The sequence below is a fragment of the Stenotrophomonas sp. YJH_SMC_101-4 genome, assembly GCF_059370395.1.
Genome location: NZ_JCAFTP010000002.1, coordinates 831,440 through 847,835 on the forward strand (window position 1 = coordinate 831,440; position 16,396 = coordinate 847,835).

Sequence of the window (16,396 nt, forward strand, 5' to 3'; positions counted from 1 at the left end):
CCTGCCCCCCACGCTTCGGTAGGCGGGGGGGGCTTGGGTCTCTGGCAAGCAAGGGTTGGCGCCGCGCGCCGTATCATGGGCCGATGCGCTGGGTGCGCCCGCTGATCAGGCCGGGGACAACCCAGGCAGGAACACCGGGATGATCGCCACGCCGACGCCCAGCAGGCACCAGGCGACGATGGGCAGCCAGCGCGCCAGGCGTTGGGCGGATTCCGGTGCACGTCGGCCGCCGATCCACAGCAGCAGCGTGAGCACACCTAGCGCATAGGCGAGGACGACGACTACCGGATGCACATGGATGACCCGGCTGGGCGGCCACATCTGCTGCTGGTAGGCGGTGGTGTGGGCGACCAGCAGCAGGAACAGCAGGCTGCTGAGGGTGTTGATGGCGGTGCGTGCGTTGATGGGAGCACTCCTTGTGCGGGCTGCCGGGACAGTGCAGGGGCCGCATTCTAGCGGCTGCCTGCCGGTCGTTGAAACGCCACTGTCATCGATGGCGGTCACCCTGCGGGGCTTTCCAGCCTCGGGGTGGTTGGCCGGCCGTGAACAGCGTGAGGATCTGGGAGAAGAGCTACCAACTGCGGCGCCGGCTGTTGCGTGGCTTCTTCCTGCGTCGCGGTTCGGCCAGCGAGGATGCCGAAGACCTGGCGCAGGAGGTCTACCTGCGCCTGCTGCGCAGCACCGGCGAAGATGCCGATGCGGTCGAGAACCCGGAAGCCTACCTGTTCACTGTGGCGGCTAACCTGGCGCGCGAGCATGCGCGCGCGCGGTCGTCGCTGCCGCCGCTGGAAGATGTCGATCTGTTGGCCGAAGTGCTGAAAAGCGAAGAAGACATCGAAGGTGAATTCGAGCGTGCGCAGCGCTGGAGTGATATCCGCAGCACCATCGCACGACTGCCGGCAACCACGCGGCGGGTGATGGAGCTGCACTACCGCGACGGGTTGGACTGCCCGGGAATCAGCCAGCAGCTGCAGGTGTCGGTGCACATGGTGCGCAAGCACATCGGCAGGGGGCTGGAGGCCTGCAGGAAGGCGCTGGGCGCCAGGGAGCACACATGAGCCGGAACTCATCGACCGTGGCCGACGACACGATCGCCTGCGAGGCCATGGGCTGGTTCCTGCGCAATCGCGACGGAACACTGGGTGAGGCCGAGCGGGTTGCGTTCCTGGACTGGATGAAGTGCTCGCCGGAGCATGTGCGCGCCTATATGCACGCCCTCGCGCTGCACCGGCAGGTCGGTGAGGCGTTGCAATCGCCGTTGCCTGAAGAGGCGCCGGTGCCACCGCGGCAGGTCGCCGCCAAGGTGGTGCCGCTGTTCGGTAGCGTGCATGCGCCGCCGCGCGCTGTGCGGCCTCGGGGGCGTGCGCGCTGGTGGGTGATGGCTGCCGCAGCCTGTACGGCCCTGCTCGGCGTGAGCCTGGTTCCGCAGCTGATGCCCACCGCGCAGCTGTACAGCGCCGACCATGGTGAACTGCGTGACCTGGTGCTGCCCGACCAGACCCAGGTGCGGCTCAACGCGGACAGCCGCCTGCGGGTACGCATGGGCTGGTTCAGCCGCAAGGTGGAGCTGCTGCAGGGCGAGGCCACGTTCGATATCGCCCGTGACCGACGGTCGTTCGAGGTGCAGGTGAACGGATTGCAGATCCGCGATATCGGCACGGTGTTCGACGTCTCGCGACGGTTGCAGAGCACGCGCATCGGCGTGGTTTCCGGCGAGGTGGAGATCTGGAGCCAGGGTGCGGACGCCCGGCGTCTTGCGCAACTGGGCGAAGGCCGGGTGGTGCAGGTCGACGCGCGCAGCCATGCGGTGGAGTCGCTGGATGTACCGTTGTCGATGCTGCTGGACTGGCAGCAACGCAAGGTGTCCTTCCTGGATGAGCGGCTGGACGAGGTAGCCGCGGCCTTCAACCGGCACAACCAGGTACAGGTCCGCGTGCTGGACGAAGGCGCGGCATCGGCACGACTGTCGGGCAGTCTCGATGCGCATCGCATCGGTGCGCTGCAGGCCTTCCTCGAACGCGACCCGCGTTTCCTGGTGAGGCGCGAAGGCGACACCGTGCGGGTCGGAAGTCGCTGAGGCTGACGTGGCCGTGGACTGTCAGAAAAAATTCATCGAATCCGCGTTCTCCACTTCGGTGGATGCCGGCTCTTACTTGGGAGAAGCCGCTGCCGAGCCACGCAGCGGCGCCTGCTGCCTTCTCTCTTCCAAGGACCCGTGATGCGCAACACGCTCTACCTGTCGATCATCCTTGCCCTGTCTCCCTGCAGCGTGCCGCTGGCGGTCGCGGCCACTGCCGATGGCCTGGAGGCCCGCGTTTCGGCGCCCATCACGGCGCAGCCGTTGGCACGTGCGCTGGAGCAGTTGTCGCGCAGTTCCGGTGTGCAGTTCCTGTATTCGGGCAGTGGTGAAGTGCACATGGCCGGTGCGGTGCCGCGCGGTGCCACCGTCAAGCAGGCGCTGGACGCACTGCTGGCCGGGACCGGCCTGGGCTACACCGTGGTCGATGGCAACGTCATCGCCATCGATCCGGCGCCCGTAAGCAACGCGCCGAAGCCGGCCGCGCCGAAGCCGCGCGAGGCAGAGGCGGTGGTGGCGCCGACCCTGGACACCGTCAAGGTGATTGCCGCGCACGAGGTGATCGACCAGAAGAAGTCGTCGCCAGTGATCAAGGATTCGGTGGTCTACGACGAGATGGACAGCTACGGCGACGAGACCCTGGCCGAGAGCCTGATGGCCGCTCCAGGCCTGAGTGCGGTGGAGGATGCCGGCGAGCCACGTTACGTGACCGTGCGCGGCGTACAGGCCAACCTCAACTACACCACCATCGATGGCATCGCGATTGCCAGCGTGGGAGGCAGTGGCTCCGGCGAGCGAATGAACAACCTGCAGCTGATTCCCAGCGACATCGGCACCCGTACCGACATCTACAAGAGCTTCAGTGCGGAGCAGGCACCGGATGCGATCGGCGGCGTGATCGACATCATCAGCCGCAGTGCTTTCGACCGGTCCGGCAAGTACGTGTTTGCCGATGTGGCGGGCATCTATTCCACCGCCGAGACCAACGTCGAGCGCAGCGCAGGCGGAAACCACGAGACTCTGGGCCACTTCGGCAAGAGCGCCAAGATGGTGTTCTCCAACCAGTTCGGCGCCGACCAGGAGTTCGGCATCGTTGCGGTGGCACGCTACGAGCAGCGTTCACGCAACAGCGTCAAGCGCTGGGTGGAGTCGAACTACTACTACAACGACGCTGGCAAGTACCTCACCGACGGTACCACCGGTCCGGACGAGGCCAAGGGCTGGAACGGGCTGCGTGCGCCTGGCAACTTCAGCACCGGCACCTATACCAACTTCATCACCAACTTCGGTGGCTCCGCCAAGCTTGAGTGGAAGCCCTCGGATGATCCGTTCTACGCATCGCTGCTGCTGTACTCGTACCGGTTCTACGAGAACTCGACGATGAACAAGACCGATCTGTACGGCAATGCCAAGTTCCCGATCCGCAACCAGACCGAGGACAGCGGCACCACCCAGATCAACAGCATCTACATCAAGAACCGTCACGACCGCTGGGATCGCAGCAACCGTGGTGCCATCGCCAGTTTCAACTGGGACATGGGCGACCGTTCGCGGCTGACCCTGCGTGGCGGCCATACCGAAGAGACCTTCCACAACAACCAGGTCTACTGGGGTGTGCGCGCCTACCCAAGCAATCTGTTCGTCGACTACGAGAACGACAGCCACGGGTTCCCCAACGCGGTGGCGGTTTCCGATTCCAGCCTGCTGACCAGCTCCGCGTTCAAGCTCAATCCGGCGCAGGCCTATGTCTCCCCGCGCGATGCCAAGGAGAGCATCGACAACCTGCGCGCGGATTTCAGCTACAACATCGACGCCGATGCGCGTGGCTTCGGCCTGGCCACCGGCGCCGAGTACCGCCATCTGAAGATCTGGCAGGACATCGACTTCGACTACTTCAAGAGCAATGCCACGCTCAACGATTACCTGTATCCGGGTTCGACGCTGCTGGGCAGCGTGCCGGGCTTCCCGCTGATCGACAACCGCAAGTGGAACGAGGAACTGCTGCCGAAACTGGGCAACAACAATGCGGCGTATCCGAATGCCAACTTCACCAGCGACTACAAGTATGTGGAGGACATCACCAATGCCTATGTATCCGCGCACTACGCCTGGGACCGGCTGCTGCTGATCGGCGGCCTGCGCTACGACCACACCCGCTTCGATGCCTACAGCCCGTTCAGCGATGATGGCGGCACTACCTATACCTCCGCCTTCCGCAATACGAGCGGTGGCTACAACAACCTGCTGCCTTCGTTGAATGCGACGTTCAGGCTGAGGGAGGACCAGCGCCTGCGCTTCTCCGCCAGCCGCACGCTGGGCCGGCCGACGCCGAGCAACATCGCCCAGGCCACCAGCACCAGCTGTGGCGATGACGAGGAGGGCAGGGGCTTCTGCACCATCAAGCAGGGCAATGCCGATCTGCAGCCGCGCCGTTCCACCAACATCGACCTGGCGTGGGACCTGTACTTCAACGGAAACAACGGCCTGGTCTCGGTGGCGCTGTTCGACAAGGTGATCAAGGACGACATCTACACCCTGACCACCTTCGAGAACGTGGGCGATGCCCGCTACCGGGTCACCCAGCCGATGAACACCGACGAGTCCACGCTGCGCGGCGTCGAGTTCGCGGTGGCCAACCGCAACCTGCAGTGGGGCCGCCAGCGCTTCGACATGTACTTCAACGCCACGCGGCTGGAAGGCCAGACCAACTACCGCATCAGCGATGGCACCGAGCGCCGCCTGGATCGCCTGCTGTACCAGCCGGACTGGTCGCTCAATGGTTCGGTGATCTGGCGCATGCCGTGGAAGAGCGCGCAGCTGCGCCTGTCCGGCACCTACCGCAGCCGGATGCTGGTCGACTTCGGCGACACCCAGTGGCTGGATTCGTACTACGACCCATACATGACCTTCAACATGGGCTTCAGCCACAAGCTCAGCAGGCACGTGACGCTGAAGTACGAAGCCAAGAACCTGTTCAACACCCAGCCGACCTACAGCACCGGCCCGAACGGGCGCTTCCGTACCGAGATCGACGACTACGGCCGCTTCTTCTACTTCCACATCATCTACAACTGAGGGCACAGCCGTGGAGACGATCAATCGCAGGCGATTCCTGGCCCTGGCCGGCCTGTCCGCTGCCGGTGCCTGGATGGGCACGGCGCACGCGCTGGCCGCGCAGGCCGATGCCACCGCGCTGAACCCGCGCAACCTGCTGGCCAAGCCGCGCTTTGCCAGCACACCCTTCACCCTGGGCGTGGCCTCGGGTGATCCCTCGGCCGATGGCGTGGTGCTGTGGACGCGCCTGGCGACCGAACCGCTGGTGTTCGGCGGTGGCATGCCGACCCGGCCGATGGCGGTCGAGTGGCAACTGGCAGCAGACGATGGCATGCGCAAGGTGGTGCGCCAGGGTTCGGCAATGGCGCATCCCGAACTCGGCCACGCCGTGCACGTGGAGCTGGACGGGTTGGCGCCCGGACGGCCCTACTGGTACCGCTTCACCGTAGGCGGCCACGCCAGTGCGGTCGGTTGTACCCGCACGCTGCCCGCAGCCACGGCCGCAGTGGATCGTGTGCGTTTTGCGGTGGCCGGTTGCCAGCACTACGAAGAAGGCCACTACACCGCGTGGCGGCGCATCGCCGAGGAACCGCTGGATTTCGTCTTCCACTACGGTGATTACATCTACGAAGGCGAAAGCCAGCCGGGCCTGCGGAAGATGAACGGCCAGCCGTTCACCAACCTGCGCAACCACGTCGGCCCGCAGATCTACACGCTGGATGATTACCGCCGCCGCTACGCCCAGTACAAGAGCGATCCCGACCTGCAGGCCGCGCATGCGGCGGCACCGTGGTTCGTCACTTTTGACGACCATGAAGTGGACAACAACTGGGCTGGTGCCGAAGACCAGGATGACACGCCCAGCGAAGTGTTCCTGCTGCGTCGCGCACAGGCGTTCCAGGCCTACTACGAGAACATGCCACTGCGCCGCTCGGCATTCCCGCGCGATGGCCACATGCAGATGTACCGGCGCGCACGTTACGGCACGCTGATGGACCTGCACCTGCTCGACACCCGCCAGTACCGCAGCAAGCAGGTGAACATGGCGTTGCGTGAGGAGGTGGAATCGCCAGAGCGCAGCATTGTGGGGGCGAAGCAGGAGCGCTGGCTGTTCGACGGCCTGGCCGATGCTGCACCACGCTGGCACACGATTGCCCACCAGGTGGCGCTGGGCAACTACATGCGCGAGAAGGACGGCGTGGTGCAATCGTCCGACGACCAGTGGTCAGGCTATCTGGACAGCCGCCGGCGCCTGCTTGACCACATCCAGAAGGTGGGCTTCGGCAACGTAGTGACTGCCTGCGGCGACGCGCATCGCCACTATGCGAGTGATCTGGTGCAGGACCACCGTGACTCGGGCGTGATCTCCAGCGAGTTCCTCGCCACGTCGATCACTTCCGGCGCCGATGGCCAGGGTGTGGACGCGTATGCCAGCAACCAGATTGCGCACAGCCCTTATCTGAAAGCGACCACCGACAAGCGTGGCTACGTGCTGTGCGATGTCACCCGCGATGCGTGGATCGGCGATATGAAGACGCTGGATACCGTGATGCAGCCGAATGGCGCGGTGCAGAGCTGGAAGCGCTACGCGGTGGAGCACGGCCGGCCGGGGCTGCAGGAGGCCTGATCCTACCGGTCTGGCCTGTAGAGCCGAGCCCATGCTCGGCTGCTTTTCCGGTCAGTTATCGAAGAGCAGCCGAGCATGGGCTTGGCTCTACAGAGATCCTTCAATCGTGCTCGAACCGCAATGGCTCGCTGCCCATCGCCGGATCACTGGTGCCGGGGCGCCCATCCTCGGCGCGGCCGGCCAGGCGCAGGGCACTGTCGCCCGCACCGACGAGCAGGTCGTACCAGCCTGCGGTGGGCGTTGCGTCCCACGCCAACGCGGTCTCTGCATGTGCGGGCAGCACCAGCGTCTGCTCGGGCATATGCCCGGCATAGGCGCCCGGCTGCACACGCACCTGCTGCGCGCTGTCACCCAGATTGCGCAGGCGGAGCCGCAGTTGGCCATCCGCACGATCGGTTGAAGCCTGCACGGCAGGACCCGTGGCCGCTCCCTGGAAGTGGCGGTGGAAGCCGTTCGGGCCCAGCAGCCACAGGTCATAGCGACCCTGGGCGTCCAGCGGCCAGCGCTCGCGCAGCGGCATGCCCGGCAGCAGCGTGTAGCGGCGTGGCACCGCATCCAGCCGCAGCCGGTCGTAAACATGCAGCACTGCTGCTGCGCCTTCGCAGGACAGCGCCAGATCCACACCCGAGGCGTCGACAGCGGCAATCGATGCCTGCGGCCGGTAGGGCAGGGCACGCGCCGGGCGCACGCCGCTTTCCTGTTTCGCCGGCTTCAGTCCCTCGGGCAACGCGGGCACGGTGCGTCCCGGCAGGGCGGCGGCGCGCGCGGCCACCGCGCTCACGTCCGGCAGGCCGCGTACGAACGGGCGGGTATCGCGCTGGGCGAAGTCGAACGCGTTGCTCAGGTCGCCGCAGACCGCGCGGCGCCACGGCGAGATGTCCGGTGCGGCCACACCGAAGCGACGTTCGATCAACCGTATGACCGAGGTGTGGTCGTACACCTGCGAATCGACCCAGCCACCGCGGCTCCACGGCGAGATCACATACAGCGGCACGCGCGGACCCAGCCCATATGGGCGGCCACGCAGTTCGGCGAGGTCGTACTTCTCGTCGCCCGGTGCCGGATGGCGGTGGTACTCGCCCTCGGTACTGACCGAAGACGCACCGGCCCAGCCGGTGCCCAGCGGTGAAGGCGGTGCCGGTGGCGGCATGTGGTCGAAGAAGCCGTCGTTCTCGTCGAACATCAGCAACAGCGCGGTGCGGCTCCACACCTCTGGATCGGCGGTCAGCGCGTCCAGCACGCGCGCGGTATAGGCCGCGCCCTGGGCGGGGCTGGAGGGGCCGGGATGCTCGCTGCCCGCCGCGTCGGCGATGATGAAGCTGACCTGCGGCAGGCGCCCACCGATCACGTCCTGGCGCAGCTGCGCCAGGCCACGGGTGCTGACGCCGCGTGCGCGCAACTGCGGGTCATGCCCCGGCGCGGCGCGATGGGCCTGGCGGAATACCTCGAAACCGGCCAGCGGGTTGTCGGTGAAGTTGTCGGCCATGTCCTGGTAGATCTGCCAGGACACGCCGGCGTTCTGCAGGCGCTCGACATGGCTGGTCCAGCGGTACGACGCCGGGTACCCGCCCTGTTCGGGGAAATTGTCGTGCGAGTTGGCGATCACCGGTCCACCAGCACGCGCGTGTGCATCATTGTGGCCGGTCCACAGGAACACCCGGTTCGGGTTGGTGCCGGCCTGCATCGCGCAGTGATAGGCGTCGCAGATGGTGAAGGCGTCGGCCAGCGCGAACTGGAACGGCAGGTCGCTGCGCTGGAAGTAGCCCATCGAGTGGTTCTGCTTGGCCTTCGGCCATTGCCCCATGCGCCCGTGGTCCCAGGCACGCTGTGCGTCCGGCCAGGTGTGCGGTGTGCCTTCCACCCGCATGTAGCCGAAGTGCGCGGCGGTATCCAGCGGGAACGGCGCGATCGCGCGCGCGCCGCTCGCGTCGGGCTGCAGCCACAGGCTGCGGGTGCGGCCGCCGGCCTGCAGTGCCGGCGCCGGGGCCACGAAGCGATCGCCGAATCCACGTACCCCCGGCAGCGTGCCGAAGTAGTGATCGAACGAACGGTTCTCCTGCATGAACACCACGATGTGCTGCAGGTCTTCCAGACTGCGGGTCTGCGCCGCAGGCGCGATCGCTGCGGCCCGGGCGATGCTGGGCAGCAGCGGGGAAAGGCCGGCGGCAACGCCGGCCTGCAACAACCGGCGTCGGCCGATATCGGTCACGGGCTCACTCACAGGTCCACACGGAAGGAGATGCCGACGGTGCGCGGGGCGCCGATGAAGGCGTTGTCGCGGCCGTCCACCCCTGCAAGATACCGCTTGTCGGTGAGATTGCTCACCACCAGGTTGGCACCCATGCCCTTCAGGCGCGGCGACAGCCCCTGCAGGTCGAAGCCGATGTTGGCGTTGAACACGGTGGCCGAGGGCAGCTTGTTGACGTTGGCGGCGTCGAGGTAGCGCGTGCCCAGGTAACGGCCGGACAGGCCGAAGTTCCAGTTCTCGCCCTGCCAGTCCGCCGACAGCACCAGGGTCTGTTCGGGCTGGCCGATCACCTTGGCGCCATCGACGATGCCCAGCTGGGTATCGCGCGCGGCATCGCCGCTGCCCAGGTACTTGGAGCGGTTGTAGGTATAGGCGGCGTTGAGGCGCCAGCCGTTGTCCCAACCGTAGCCGAACGCCGCTTCCAGGCCGTTGCTTTCCACGCCGCCGAAGTTCTCGTAGACACCGTCGGTCTCGCCGAGATAGTCGATGCCGCTGACGAAACCTGCCGGAAGGTAGACGATGCGGTTGTCGAACTTGATGTTGTACAGGGTCACCGAGGCGGTCAGCGGCCAGCGGCTGATGCGCATGCCCACTTCGATGTTGTCGGCGGTCTCCGGTTCGACGTTGCGGAAGCGCTGCGGGTCGGTCTCGCCGAGCACGCCTGAGGGAATGGCGGCGAAGTTCTGCGAGAAGCCGGCGAACAGCTCCATGCCTTCCACGCCCGGCGCCCAGGTGAAACCGGTCGACAGCAACGGGTCGGACTTGGAATCGGAGGTCACGTGTTCGCTGGCGCCGATCACGCGGCGACGCGACTGGTCGACGAAGAACTGCTTCACGCCCAGGCGTGCACTGAACGGCCCGAAGCGCGCCACGTCCTCCACGTAGTACATCTGCTCGTCGACCTTGTACTTGTCTTCGAACTGAACCCAGTACGGCTGGTGGTCGAAGTCGATGCTCTGGCCGACGTTGAGCAGGCGGTGCCAGTCGCGGCGCGCCGAACGGTCCAGCTTCTCTACCCACAGGCCGCCGCGGATCGTGTTGTCGACCGCGCCGAAGGTCTGCCGCCATTCGACGTCGGCGGTCACGCCCATGCGATCGTTGTCGTAGTGGGTGTGGCGATACGACTGCGCGCCCAGCACGTTGCCGGCGTAGCAGTTCGGATCGTACTCGGCGGTGAAGCCCAACCGTGGCGTGCAGTTGGCCAGCCGCTGTGCCGCGCTGCCATCAGGATTGACGAAGAAGATCTGGCCGCGGTTGCTGCCGCCGTACACGGTCTTGCCACCGAGGTACTCCGACTCGGGGCGGCCCGCACCATCATCGCTGACCTGCGCCAGGTACGGTGGCAGCCAGTCACCGCGGCCCTGCATGCGATGCCCATAGGCGGCCACCGACGCTTTGAAACGATTGCCGCCGTCAAAGGCCGCACGCAGGTAGCCGAAGGTGTTCTCGCGCAGGGCGCGTGAACCGGAGCGGTAGTTCTGGTCCAGGTAGGGAATGCCGGTGAGGGTGCCGACCAGGTTGTCGCGCTCCGGGTTGGTTGCGAAGCCCGTCGGCGAAACGCTGGTGTATTCGGGCTCGTCGGCGTCGTTGTAGGACAGGTAGCCGGTCAGCGTCCAGCGGTCCAGTTCGGTGATGAACTTGCCGGCGATGTGGTCGTTGCTGGCGTGGCCGGTGCCGTCGATCCAGTCGTGCACCTTCGACGAGGAGGCACTGACCCAGGCGCGGGTGTGGCCGCCGAGCAGGCCGGTGTCGTAGCGCACGTAGTACTTGCGTGCCTCGTTGTCACCGGCACCGACCACGAAGCGCAGGCGGCTGTCCTGCAGCGGATCGCTGGTGAGGAAGTTGAGCGTGCCGCCCAGCGCCTCGTTCGAGCGCGAGGAGATATCGGCGGTGCCCTGGCTCACTTCCACCGTCTCCAGATCAAGGGTGTCGATGTAGCGGTTGGCCAGCGATCCACCGCCGTAGCCCGAACCACCGTTCGGCAGGCCGTCGATGGTGGTGCCGATCTGCTGCGTATCGCGGTTGGTGACGAAGCCGCGCATGCTGATCTGCGTGCCCCACACCGACGAACCGGTGGCATCGGCCTCGCTGACCACCACGCCCGGCACTTCATTGAGCGCATCGTTGACGCTGCTCATCACCGTCTGCCGGTTCAGTGTTTCTGCGCGCACCGAGGTCTTGGCGTAGCTGGTGGCCTGGCCGATCACCTGCACCTGGTCGAGGGTGCGGGCATCGCTGCTGCGCGCTTCGGCCGTCTCGCCCTGCGGTGCTTCGGCCAGGGCGTCCAGTGCGGGGGCGATCAGCAGGGCAAGCAGCGAAACACGGGGAAAGCGCGCAATCGTTCGCATCGATACCGGACCTTGAAGGGAGAGAAGCCCCCGAGTGTCGGCAGCACCAATGACATCGACATGACGTAGAGATGCAGGAACCGTGTTGTGTGACGGCCGGCACCTGCTGCCTGCTTCAGTACCGCGCGTCCTTGGGTTTCGGGTCGCGCGGCCAGTCCTTGCCCTTGTTGGCGAAGTCCGGCCGCGGCTGGTTGATGAAATAGCCGGCGATGTCCACCGCGTCCTGGTCGGGCATCACCTGCTGTCCCAGTGGCGGCTCGCGGGTCACCGCCGGCGGCATGTTGTGCTTGACGAAGCCGGCGGCCTTGTACAAGCGCGCCATGCCGGCGCCGATGTTGAAGCTGTGGTCGCCCCATAGTGGCGGGAAGGCGATGTCACCGCTGGCGTCGCGCCGTCCTTCGCCGTTGTCGCCATGGCACGCGGCACACTGCACGGCGTACAGCGCCTGGCCACGGATCGGGTCCGAGGTCAGCGTGCTGTCGATCGGCCCCTCACTGGGGGCGGCCACCTTTGCACCCTCTGGCACAGGACTGCTCAACCACGCCATGTAATCGAGCATCGCGCGCATCTGCGGCGAGTCCTTCGGCAGCGGTTTGCCGTTCATCGAACGCTGCAGGCAGCCGTTGATGCGCTCGGTCAGCCCGATCACCTTGCCCGGGCGCGGCATGTAGCGCGGATAGGCGCCGCCGCCGGTATTGAAGTAGTGATTGCCGAACGGCCGCTTGCCTTCGGCCATGTGGCACGAGTTGCAGTTCAGATCGTTGCCGACATTGTCGGGCAGCAGCCGTGCGGTCTCGTTGAGGATGCGGCGGCCGAGCATCACCGATTCGGCATTGCCGAGCCCGGCGATCTCCTCGGCGCTGGGCGCGCGGTAGTGGCCGACCACCTTGCCCTGCGCATCGAGGATATCGATCGTGCTGGCCACAGCGGCATCCAGGTCCGGATACAGATGACGGTAGGCGAGGGCACCGGCGCCCGCCAGCGCCACGAGGGTGATCGCACTGCCGATCAGCAGGCGGGAACGCGTGCGCGAACGCTTCATTGTGCGGTCTCCTGCGGAACGTAGTGCACGGGCTTGTCGCGCACCACCCGGCGCATGCGCGCCACGTCGACCTCGCTCACTGCGCTGGCCTGGTTGCCCCAGCTGCTGCGGATGAAGGTCAGGATCTGTGCCAGCTGCGCGTTCGGCAGCTGCTCGAAGCCTGGCATGGTGAAGGCCATGCGGTCATGCGGGGTATGCGGCGTGCGGCCGCCGATCAAGGTCACCTGCACCAGCGAACTGGGGTCATCGGCGAACACGATCGAGTTGCCGGCCAGCGCCGGATAGACGCGGGGCATGCCGCGCCCGTCGGCACGGTGGCAGGCCTGGCAGTGCTCCGCATAGGCCAGCGAACCGGCAACACGGTAGTCGCCGCTGCGCAGTGCGGCGGTGGTGGTGTCGGTACCGGGGGACCACTGCGCACTGCGGCCCTCACGCGCCGGCAGCTGTTTCAGGTAGCGGGCCATGGCCAGCAGGTCGGCGTCGGACAGGTACTGCGTGCTGTGCTCGACCACATCGGCCATGCCACCGAAGGCCGCCGATCGATCGGTGCGACCGGTGCGCAGGAAGTCGACGATCTCGCCCTCGCTCCAGCTGGCCAGGCCGGTCGATTCGTTGCGCAGGTTCTTCGCGTACCAGCCTTCCAGCACCGAACCGGACAGGAACTGGCGGCTGCCATCGTCGGCCAACGCCTTTTCCTGGAACGCCAGGCCGCGTGGCGTGTGGCAGGCACCGCAATGGGCCAGGCCTTCCACCAGTTCGGCACCACGCTGCTGGCCGGCATCCAGCGACGGATCCGGGCTGAAGCTGCGCGGGCGTGCGAACAGCAGCTGCCACCAGGCCAGTGGCCAGCGCATGTTGGCCGGCCACGGGATCGTGCTGTCGGCGTTGTCCTGCTTCACCGGTTGCACCGAGCCCATGAAGTAGGCGTACAGCGCCTTGATTTCGGCATCGCTGGCGATCACGTACGAGGCGTACGGCATTGCCGGATACAACGGCTGCCCATCGTGACGGATGCCGCGACGTACCGCGCGCTCGAAGTCGGCGTAGTCGTAGGCGCCAATGCCGGTGTCCGGATCGGGCGTGATGTTGGTCGAGTAGATCGTGCCCATCGGCGTCTGCATGCCGAGGCCACCGGCGAACGGCTTGCCGCCGGGCGCGGTGTGGCAGGCCGCGCAGTCGGCCGCGCGCGACAGGTACTGTCCCTGCGTGATCAGCGCCGGATCGTGGATGTCGACCTGCGCCGTCTGTCGCGGTGCGAACCAGTAGGGCGTGGTGCGGGCGATGCCGTAGGCGGCGGCCAGCGTGGCGGCCAGGGCAATGGCGAGCTTGAACGAGGTGCGCATGGCGGCACTGTGGGGAATCCCGCGCGCGCGTTCATTGATCCGGATCAATGACTGAACGGATACAGCTTTTACACCAAGCTGAATCGTTCCTGCGTTGTCATCAAGCCGTCATCCACGCGCGATAGATGGCCCACGCGCGCGTCGCTAACCTGCCACGCTGTCGCACCTTTTCCCCGATTGCCCATGAAGCGCCTGCTGCTGTTGTTGCTGGCGTGCGCCGGCCTGTGGCTGGCTGCATGCTCGCCCTCGATCAATGCCTCGTCCACCTCGCTCGCCGATCGGCTGATCGCGCCGGGTGGCGTATCGACCCTGCTCGATCGTCCGCGCATTGCCGCAGCCATTGCCGAACTGCCCAATCGCCACGGCTTCGCGCCGGGCCGCGATGGCGTGCCGATCTTCTGGCGTGTGTTCGATCCTGGCGATTACGGCGCGCGTTACCACTACCTGCCGCAGCGCCACGAGAACGGCCTGCCGCTGGATACCGGGCTGAGCCTGGCGGTACCGCAGCCGTTCCGTGCGCAGGCGCCGCGCGGCACCGTGGTGCTGCTGCACGGCTGGATGATGAACGGTGATTCGATGTTGCCGTGGTCGCTGCAGCTGGCCGAATCCGGCTACCGCGTGGTCACGCTCGACCTGCGCAATCATGGCCAGTCCGGTGCGGGGCCGTCGGGCTATGGCACCTATGAATCCGACGATGTGGTCGATGTGATCAACGAACTGCGTGCACGCGGCGAAGTGACCGGCCCGCTGTATCTGTTCGGCGTGTCGTATGGCGCGGCCACCGCTGTGTTCACCGCCGACAAGCTGGGGGACCAGGTGGAAGGCGTGGTGGCGATGGAATCGTTCGCCAACGCCGGCGTGGCCATCCGCACGATGATTCCGCACCTGATGGGGCTGCAGCCGGAAGGCCTGAAGGCGCAGGCGGTCGCCTCCTACGCGCGCTGGCGCTATGGCGGCCAGGACATCAACCAGGTGATCGCCGCCGCCAGCCGCCGCATCGACGTCGATCTGGACCGTGTGGACGTGGCCCGCGCGCTGGCCGATACCCGCGCCTGCGTGCTGTTGCTGCACGGGCAGGGCGACCAGCACATTCCGGTCAGCCAGGGCCGCGAGTTGGCCCTGGCCAACCCACGCGCGCACTACATCGAGATGCGCGGCGAGGACCACATCACCCTGCCGCTGCGGCTGGACCTGCTGGCTGGCGTGGTCGACGACTGGATGGCGCGCGACGAGCACCACCCGAAGAGCGCCTGCCCGGCACCGCAACTGCCGGCCCAGGCCGAGTGGCTGACGCGTAGCTGAGAAAAGGGGACGGAGGGGATCAAGTCGTTTCCCGCACACCAAGGCAGGAAACGACTTGATCCCCTCCGTCCCCTTTTTCTGTCAGGCCACCCGTCGTGCCAGTGCTCGCGCGGATGCGGCTACGCCCAGCAGCAGCGCGGCCACGCACAGGAAGGCGAATCCGAGGCTGGTGCCGTGTGCCAGTGCACCGATCGCTGCCGGGCCGGCGAGGATGCCGGCGTAACCCAGCGTGGTCACCGCAGTGATGGCGATGCTCTCCGGCATCACCCGTTGCTGGCCGGCCATCGAGAACAGTGCCGGCACGATATTGGCGCAGCCCAGCCCGACCAGCACATAGCCCGCCAACGCCACCGGGAACGACGGTACCAGCGTGGCCAACGTGAACCCGGCTGCGGCGGTGATGCCGCCGAAGACCAGGGTGCGGGTGCGGCCGAGGCGCTCGACGATGCCGTCGCCGAACAGGCGCATCGCGGTCATCGCCAGCGTGAACAGCGCGAAGCCGGCGCCGGCCTGGTCACGCGGCACCTGCCGCACTTCGGCCAGGAACACCGCGCTCCAGTCCAGCATCGAGCCCTCGGCGAGGAACACCACGAAGGCCAGCACGCCGATGAACAGCACCACGCCGTGCGGCAGCGCCAGCAGTGGGCCTTCGTGCAGGATCCGTTGCGGTCGCCAGTGCGGCGCCGACAGCACCGCAACCAGCAGCAGTGCCGCCACCGACACCAGCGCGGCCAGCCACAGCGGTGTACCCAGGATCAGCAGGCCGGTCATGCAGCCGGCGCCGACGAAGCCACCGATGCTGTAGAAGGCGTGGAAGCCGGACATCATTGCGCGCCCGGCGTCGCGCTCGACCGCGACCGCCTGCATGTTCATCGCACAATCCAGCGCACCGACGCCGGCGCCGAACACGAACAGGGCCGCGCCCAGCGCCACCGGCGAGGGCGCCAGCACCAGCAAGGGCAGGGCGCACAGCATCATCGCGCAGGTGATCACCATCACCCGTCGGCAACCCAGCCGCCCGGTCAGCGCGCCCGCCAACGGCATCGCCAGCAGCGAGCCGAGCCCGAGGCACAGCAGCACGGCGCCAAGGCTGGCGTCGGACAGCCCGGCCTTGGCCTTGGCGTAGGGCACCATCGGCGCCCACGCGGCGGTGGCGAATCCGGGAATGAAGAAGGCGGCACGGGTGGCGTGCTGCTGGGCACGTGGGGATGAAGGCGTCATGCGCGATGCGAAGCTCCAGGGGACCTTCATGAAAACGTTTTCAGGCCGGATCGGCAAGTGCCATGCGTGACATCGGGCGACGCATACGATTGCAGTGACTCGATCGCGTCACCAGCGATTAACGTCGCCCACGG

The 16,396-nt window shown here is 66.7% G+C and carries 11 protein-coding genes; 5 read left to right on the top strand and 6 right to left on the bottom strand.

Annotated features, from left to right (window positions below; translation table 11 throughout):
• Positions 1–105: 105 nt before the first annotated feature.
• Positions 106–504 carry a hypothetical protein gene (locus AC5P8D_RS10145; protein ID WP_019338289.1) on the bottom strand — a complete coding sequence of 133 codons (399 nt, stop codon included), beginning with the start codon at positions 502–504 and terminating at the stop codon, positions 106–108.
• Positions 505–542: 38 nt separating this feature from the next.
• Between AC5P8D_RS10145 and AC5P8D_RS10150 the strand changes: the two genes are divergently transcribed.
• The 4 genes from AC5P8D_RS10150 (at position 543) to AC5P8D_RS10165 (ending at position 6,758) form a co-directional block, all read left to right on the top strand.
• Positions 543–1,058 (top strand): RNA polymerase sigma factor, encoded by a 516-nt coding sequence (locus tag AC5P8D_RS10150; RefSeq protein WP_019338290.1) that lies wholly within the window; start codon positions 543–545, stop codon positions 1,056–1,058.
• A complete protein-coding gene (locus AC5P8D_RS10155) occupies positions 1,055–2,077 on the top strand; it encodes a FecR domain-containing protein (RefSeq protein ID WP_049455341.1) in 1,023 nt (340 codons plus the stop codon). The genes AC5P8D_RS10150 and AC5P8D_RS10155 overlap by 4 nt, the downstream gene beginning before the upstream one ends.
• Before the next feature lie 141 nt (positions 2,078–2,218).
• A complete protein-coding gene (locus AC5P8D_RS10160; protein WP_049455342.1) occupies positions 2,219–5,152 on the top strand; it encodes a TonB-dependent receptor in 2,934 nt (977 codons plus the stop codon).
• 10 nt (positions 5,153–5,162) lie between these two features.
• Entirely contained in the window at positions 5,163–6,758 is a 1,596-nt protein-coding gene (locus AC5P8D_RS10165; RefSeq protein WP_049455343.1) for an alkaline phosphatase D family protein, read from the top strand.
• A gap of 100 nt (positions 6,759–6,858) precedes the next feature.
• Here AC5P8D_RS10165 and AC5P8D_RS10170 read toward each other — a convergent pair whose 3' ends face one another.
• The 4 genes from AC5P8D_RS10170 to AC5P8D_RS10185 form a co-directional block, all read right to left on the bottom strand.
• Positions 6,859–8,967, bottom strand: coding sequence for a phosphocholine-specific phospholipase C (locus AC5P8D_RS10170; protein WP_049455344.1), 2,109 nt, complete (start codon positions 8,965–8,967; stop codon positions 6,859–6,861).
• A gap of 8 nt (positions 8,968–8,975) precedes the next feature.
• A complete protein-coding gene (locus tag AC5P8D_RS10175) occupies positions 8,976–11,354 on the bottom strand; it encodes a TonB-dependent receptor (RefSeq protein ID WP_495203289.1) in 2,379 nt (792 codons plus the stop codon).
• A 115-nt stretch (positions 11,355–11,469) separates the two neighbouring features.
• A complete protein-coding gene (locus AC5P8D_RS10180) occupies positions 11,470–12,396 on the bottom strand; it encodes a c-type cytochrome (RefSeq protein ID WP_019338296.1) in 927 nt (308 codons plus the stop codon).
• Positions 12,393–13,739, bottom strand: a complete 1,347-nt coding sequence (locus AC5P8D_RS10185; protein WP_019338297.1) for a c-type cytochrome — start codon at positions 13,737–13,739, stop codon at positions 12,393–12,395. Before AC5P8D_RS10185 ends, AC5P8D_RS10180 begins: the two co-directional genes overlap by 4 nt.
• A gap of 183 nt (positions 13,740–13,922) precedes the next feature.
• On the opposite strand from AC5P8D_RS10185, the gene AC5P8D_RS10190 reads away from it, so the two are divergent.
• Positions 13,923–15,041 carry an alpha/beta hydrolase gene (locus tag AC5P8D_RS10190; RefSeq protein WP_071305417.1) on the top strand — a complete coding sequence of 373 codons (1,119 nt, stop codon included), beginning with the start codon at positions 13,923–13,925 and terminating at the stop codon, positions 15,039–15,041.
• 81 nt (positions 15,042–15,122) lie between these two features.
• Here the strand turns inward: AC5P8D_RS10190 and AC5P8D_RS10195 are convergent, their stop codons facing one another.
• Positions 15,123–16,262 carry an MFS transporter gene (locus AC5P8D_RS10195; protein ID WP_010484275.1) on the bottom strand — a complete coding sequence of 380 codons (1,140 nt, stop codon included), beginning with the start codon at positions 16,260–16,262 and terminating at the stop codon, positions 15,123–15,125.
• Positions 16,263–16,396 lie beyond the last annotated feature (134 nt).

Bases quoted from the DNA above. Each gene is read 5' to 3' on its own strand.
- AC5P8D_RS10180 (WP_019338296.1), bottom strand. From the start codon at position 12,396: ATGAAGCGTTCGCGCACGCGTTCCCGCCTGCTGATCGGCAGTGCGATC.
- AC5P8D_RS10195 (WP_010484275.1), bottom strand. From the start codon at position 16,262: ATGACGCCTTCATCCCCACGTGCCCAGCAGCACGCCACCCGTGCCGCC.
- AC5P8D_RS10155 (WP_049455341.1), top strand. From the start codon at position 1,055: ATGAGCCGGAACTCATCGACCGTGGCCGACGACACGATCGCCTGCGAG.
- AC5P8D_RS10190 (WP_071305417.1), top strand. From the start codon at position 13,923: ATGAAGCGCCTGCTGCTGTTGTTGCTGGCGTGCGCCGGCCTGTGGCTG.
- AC5P8D_RS10175 (WP_495203289.1), bottom strand. From the start codon at position 11,354: ATGCGAACGATTGCGCGCTTTCCCCGTGTTTCGCTGCTTGCCCTGCTG.
- AC5P8D_RS10160 (WP_049455342.1), top strand. From the start codon at position 2,219: ATGCGCAACACGCTCTACCTGTCGATCATCCTTGCCCTGTCTCCCTGC.
- AC5P8D_RS10185 (WP_019338297.1), bottom strand. From the start codon at position 13,739: ATGCGCACCTCGTTCAAGCTCGCCATTGCCCTGGCCGCCACGCTGGCC.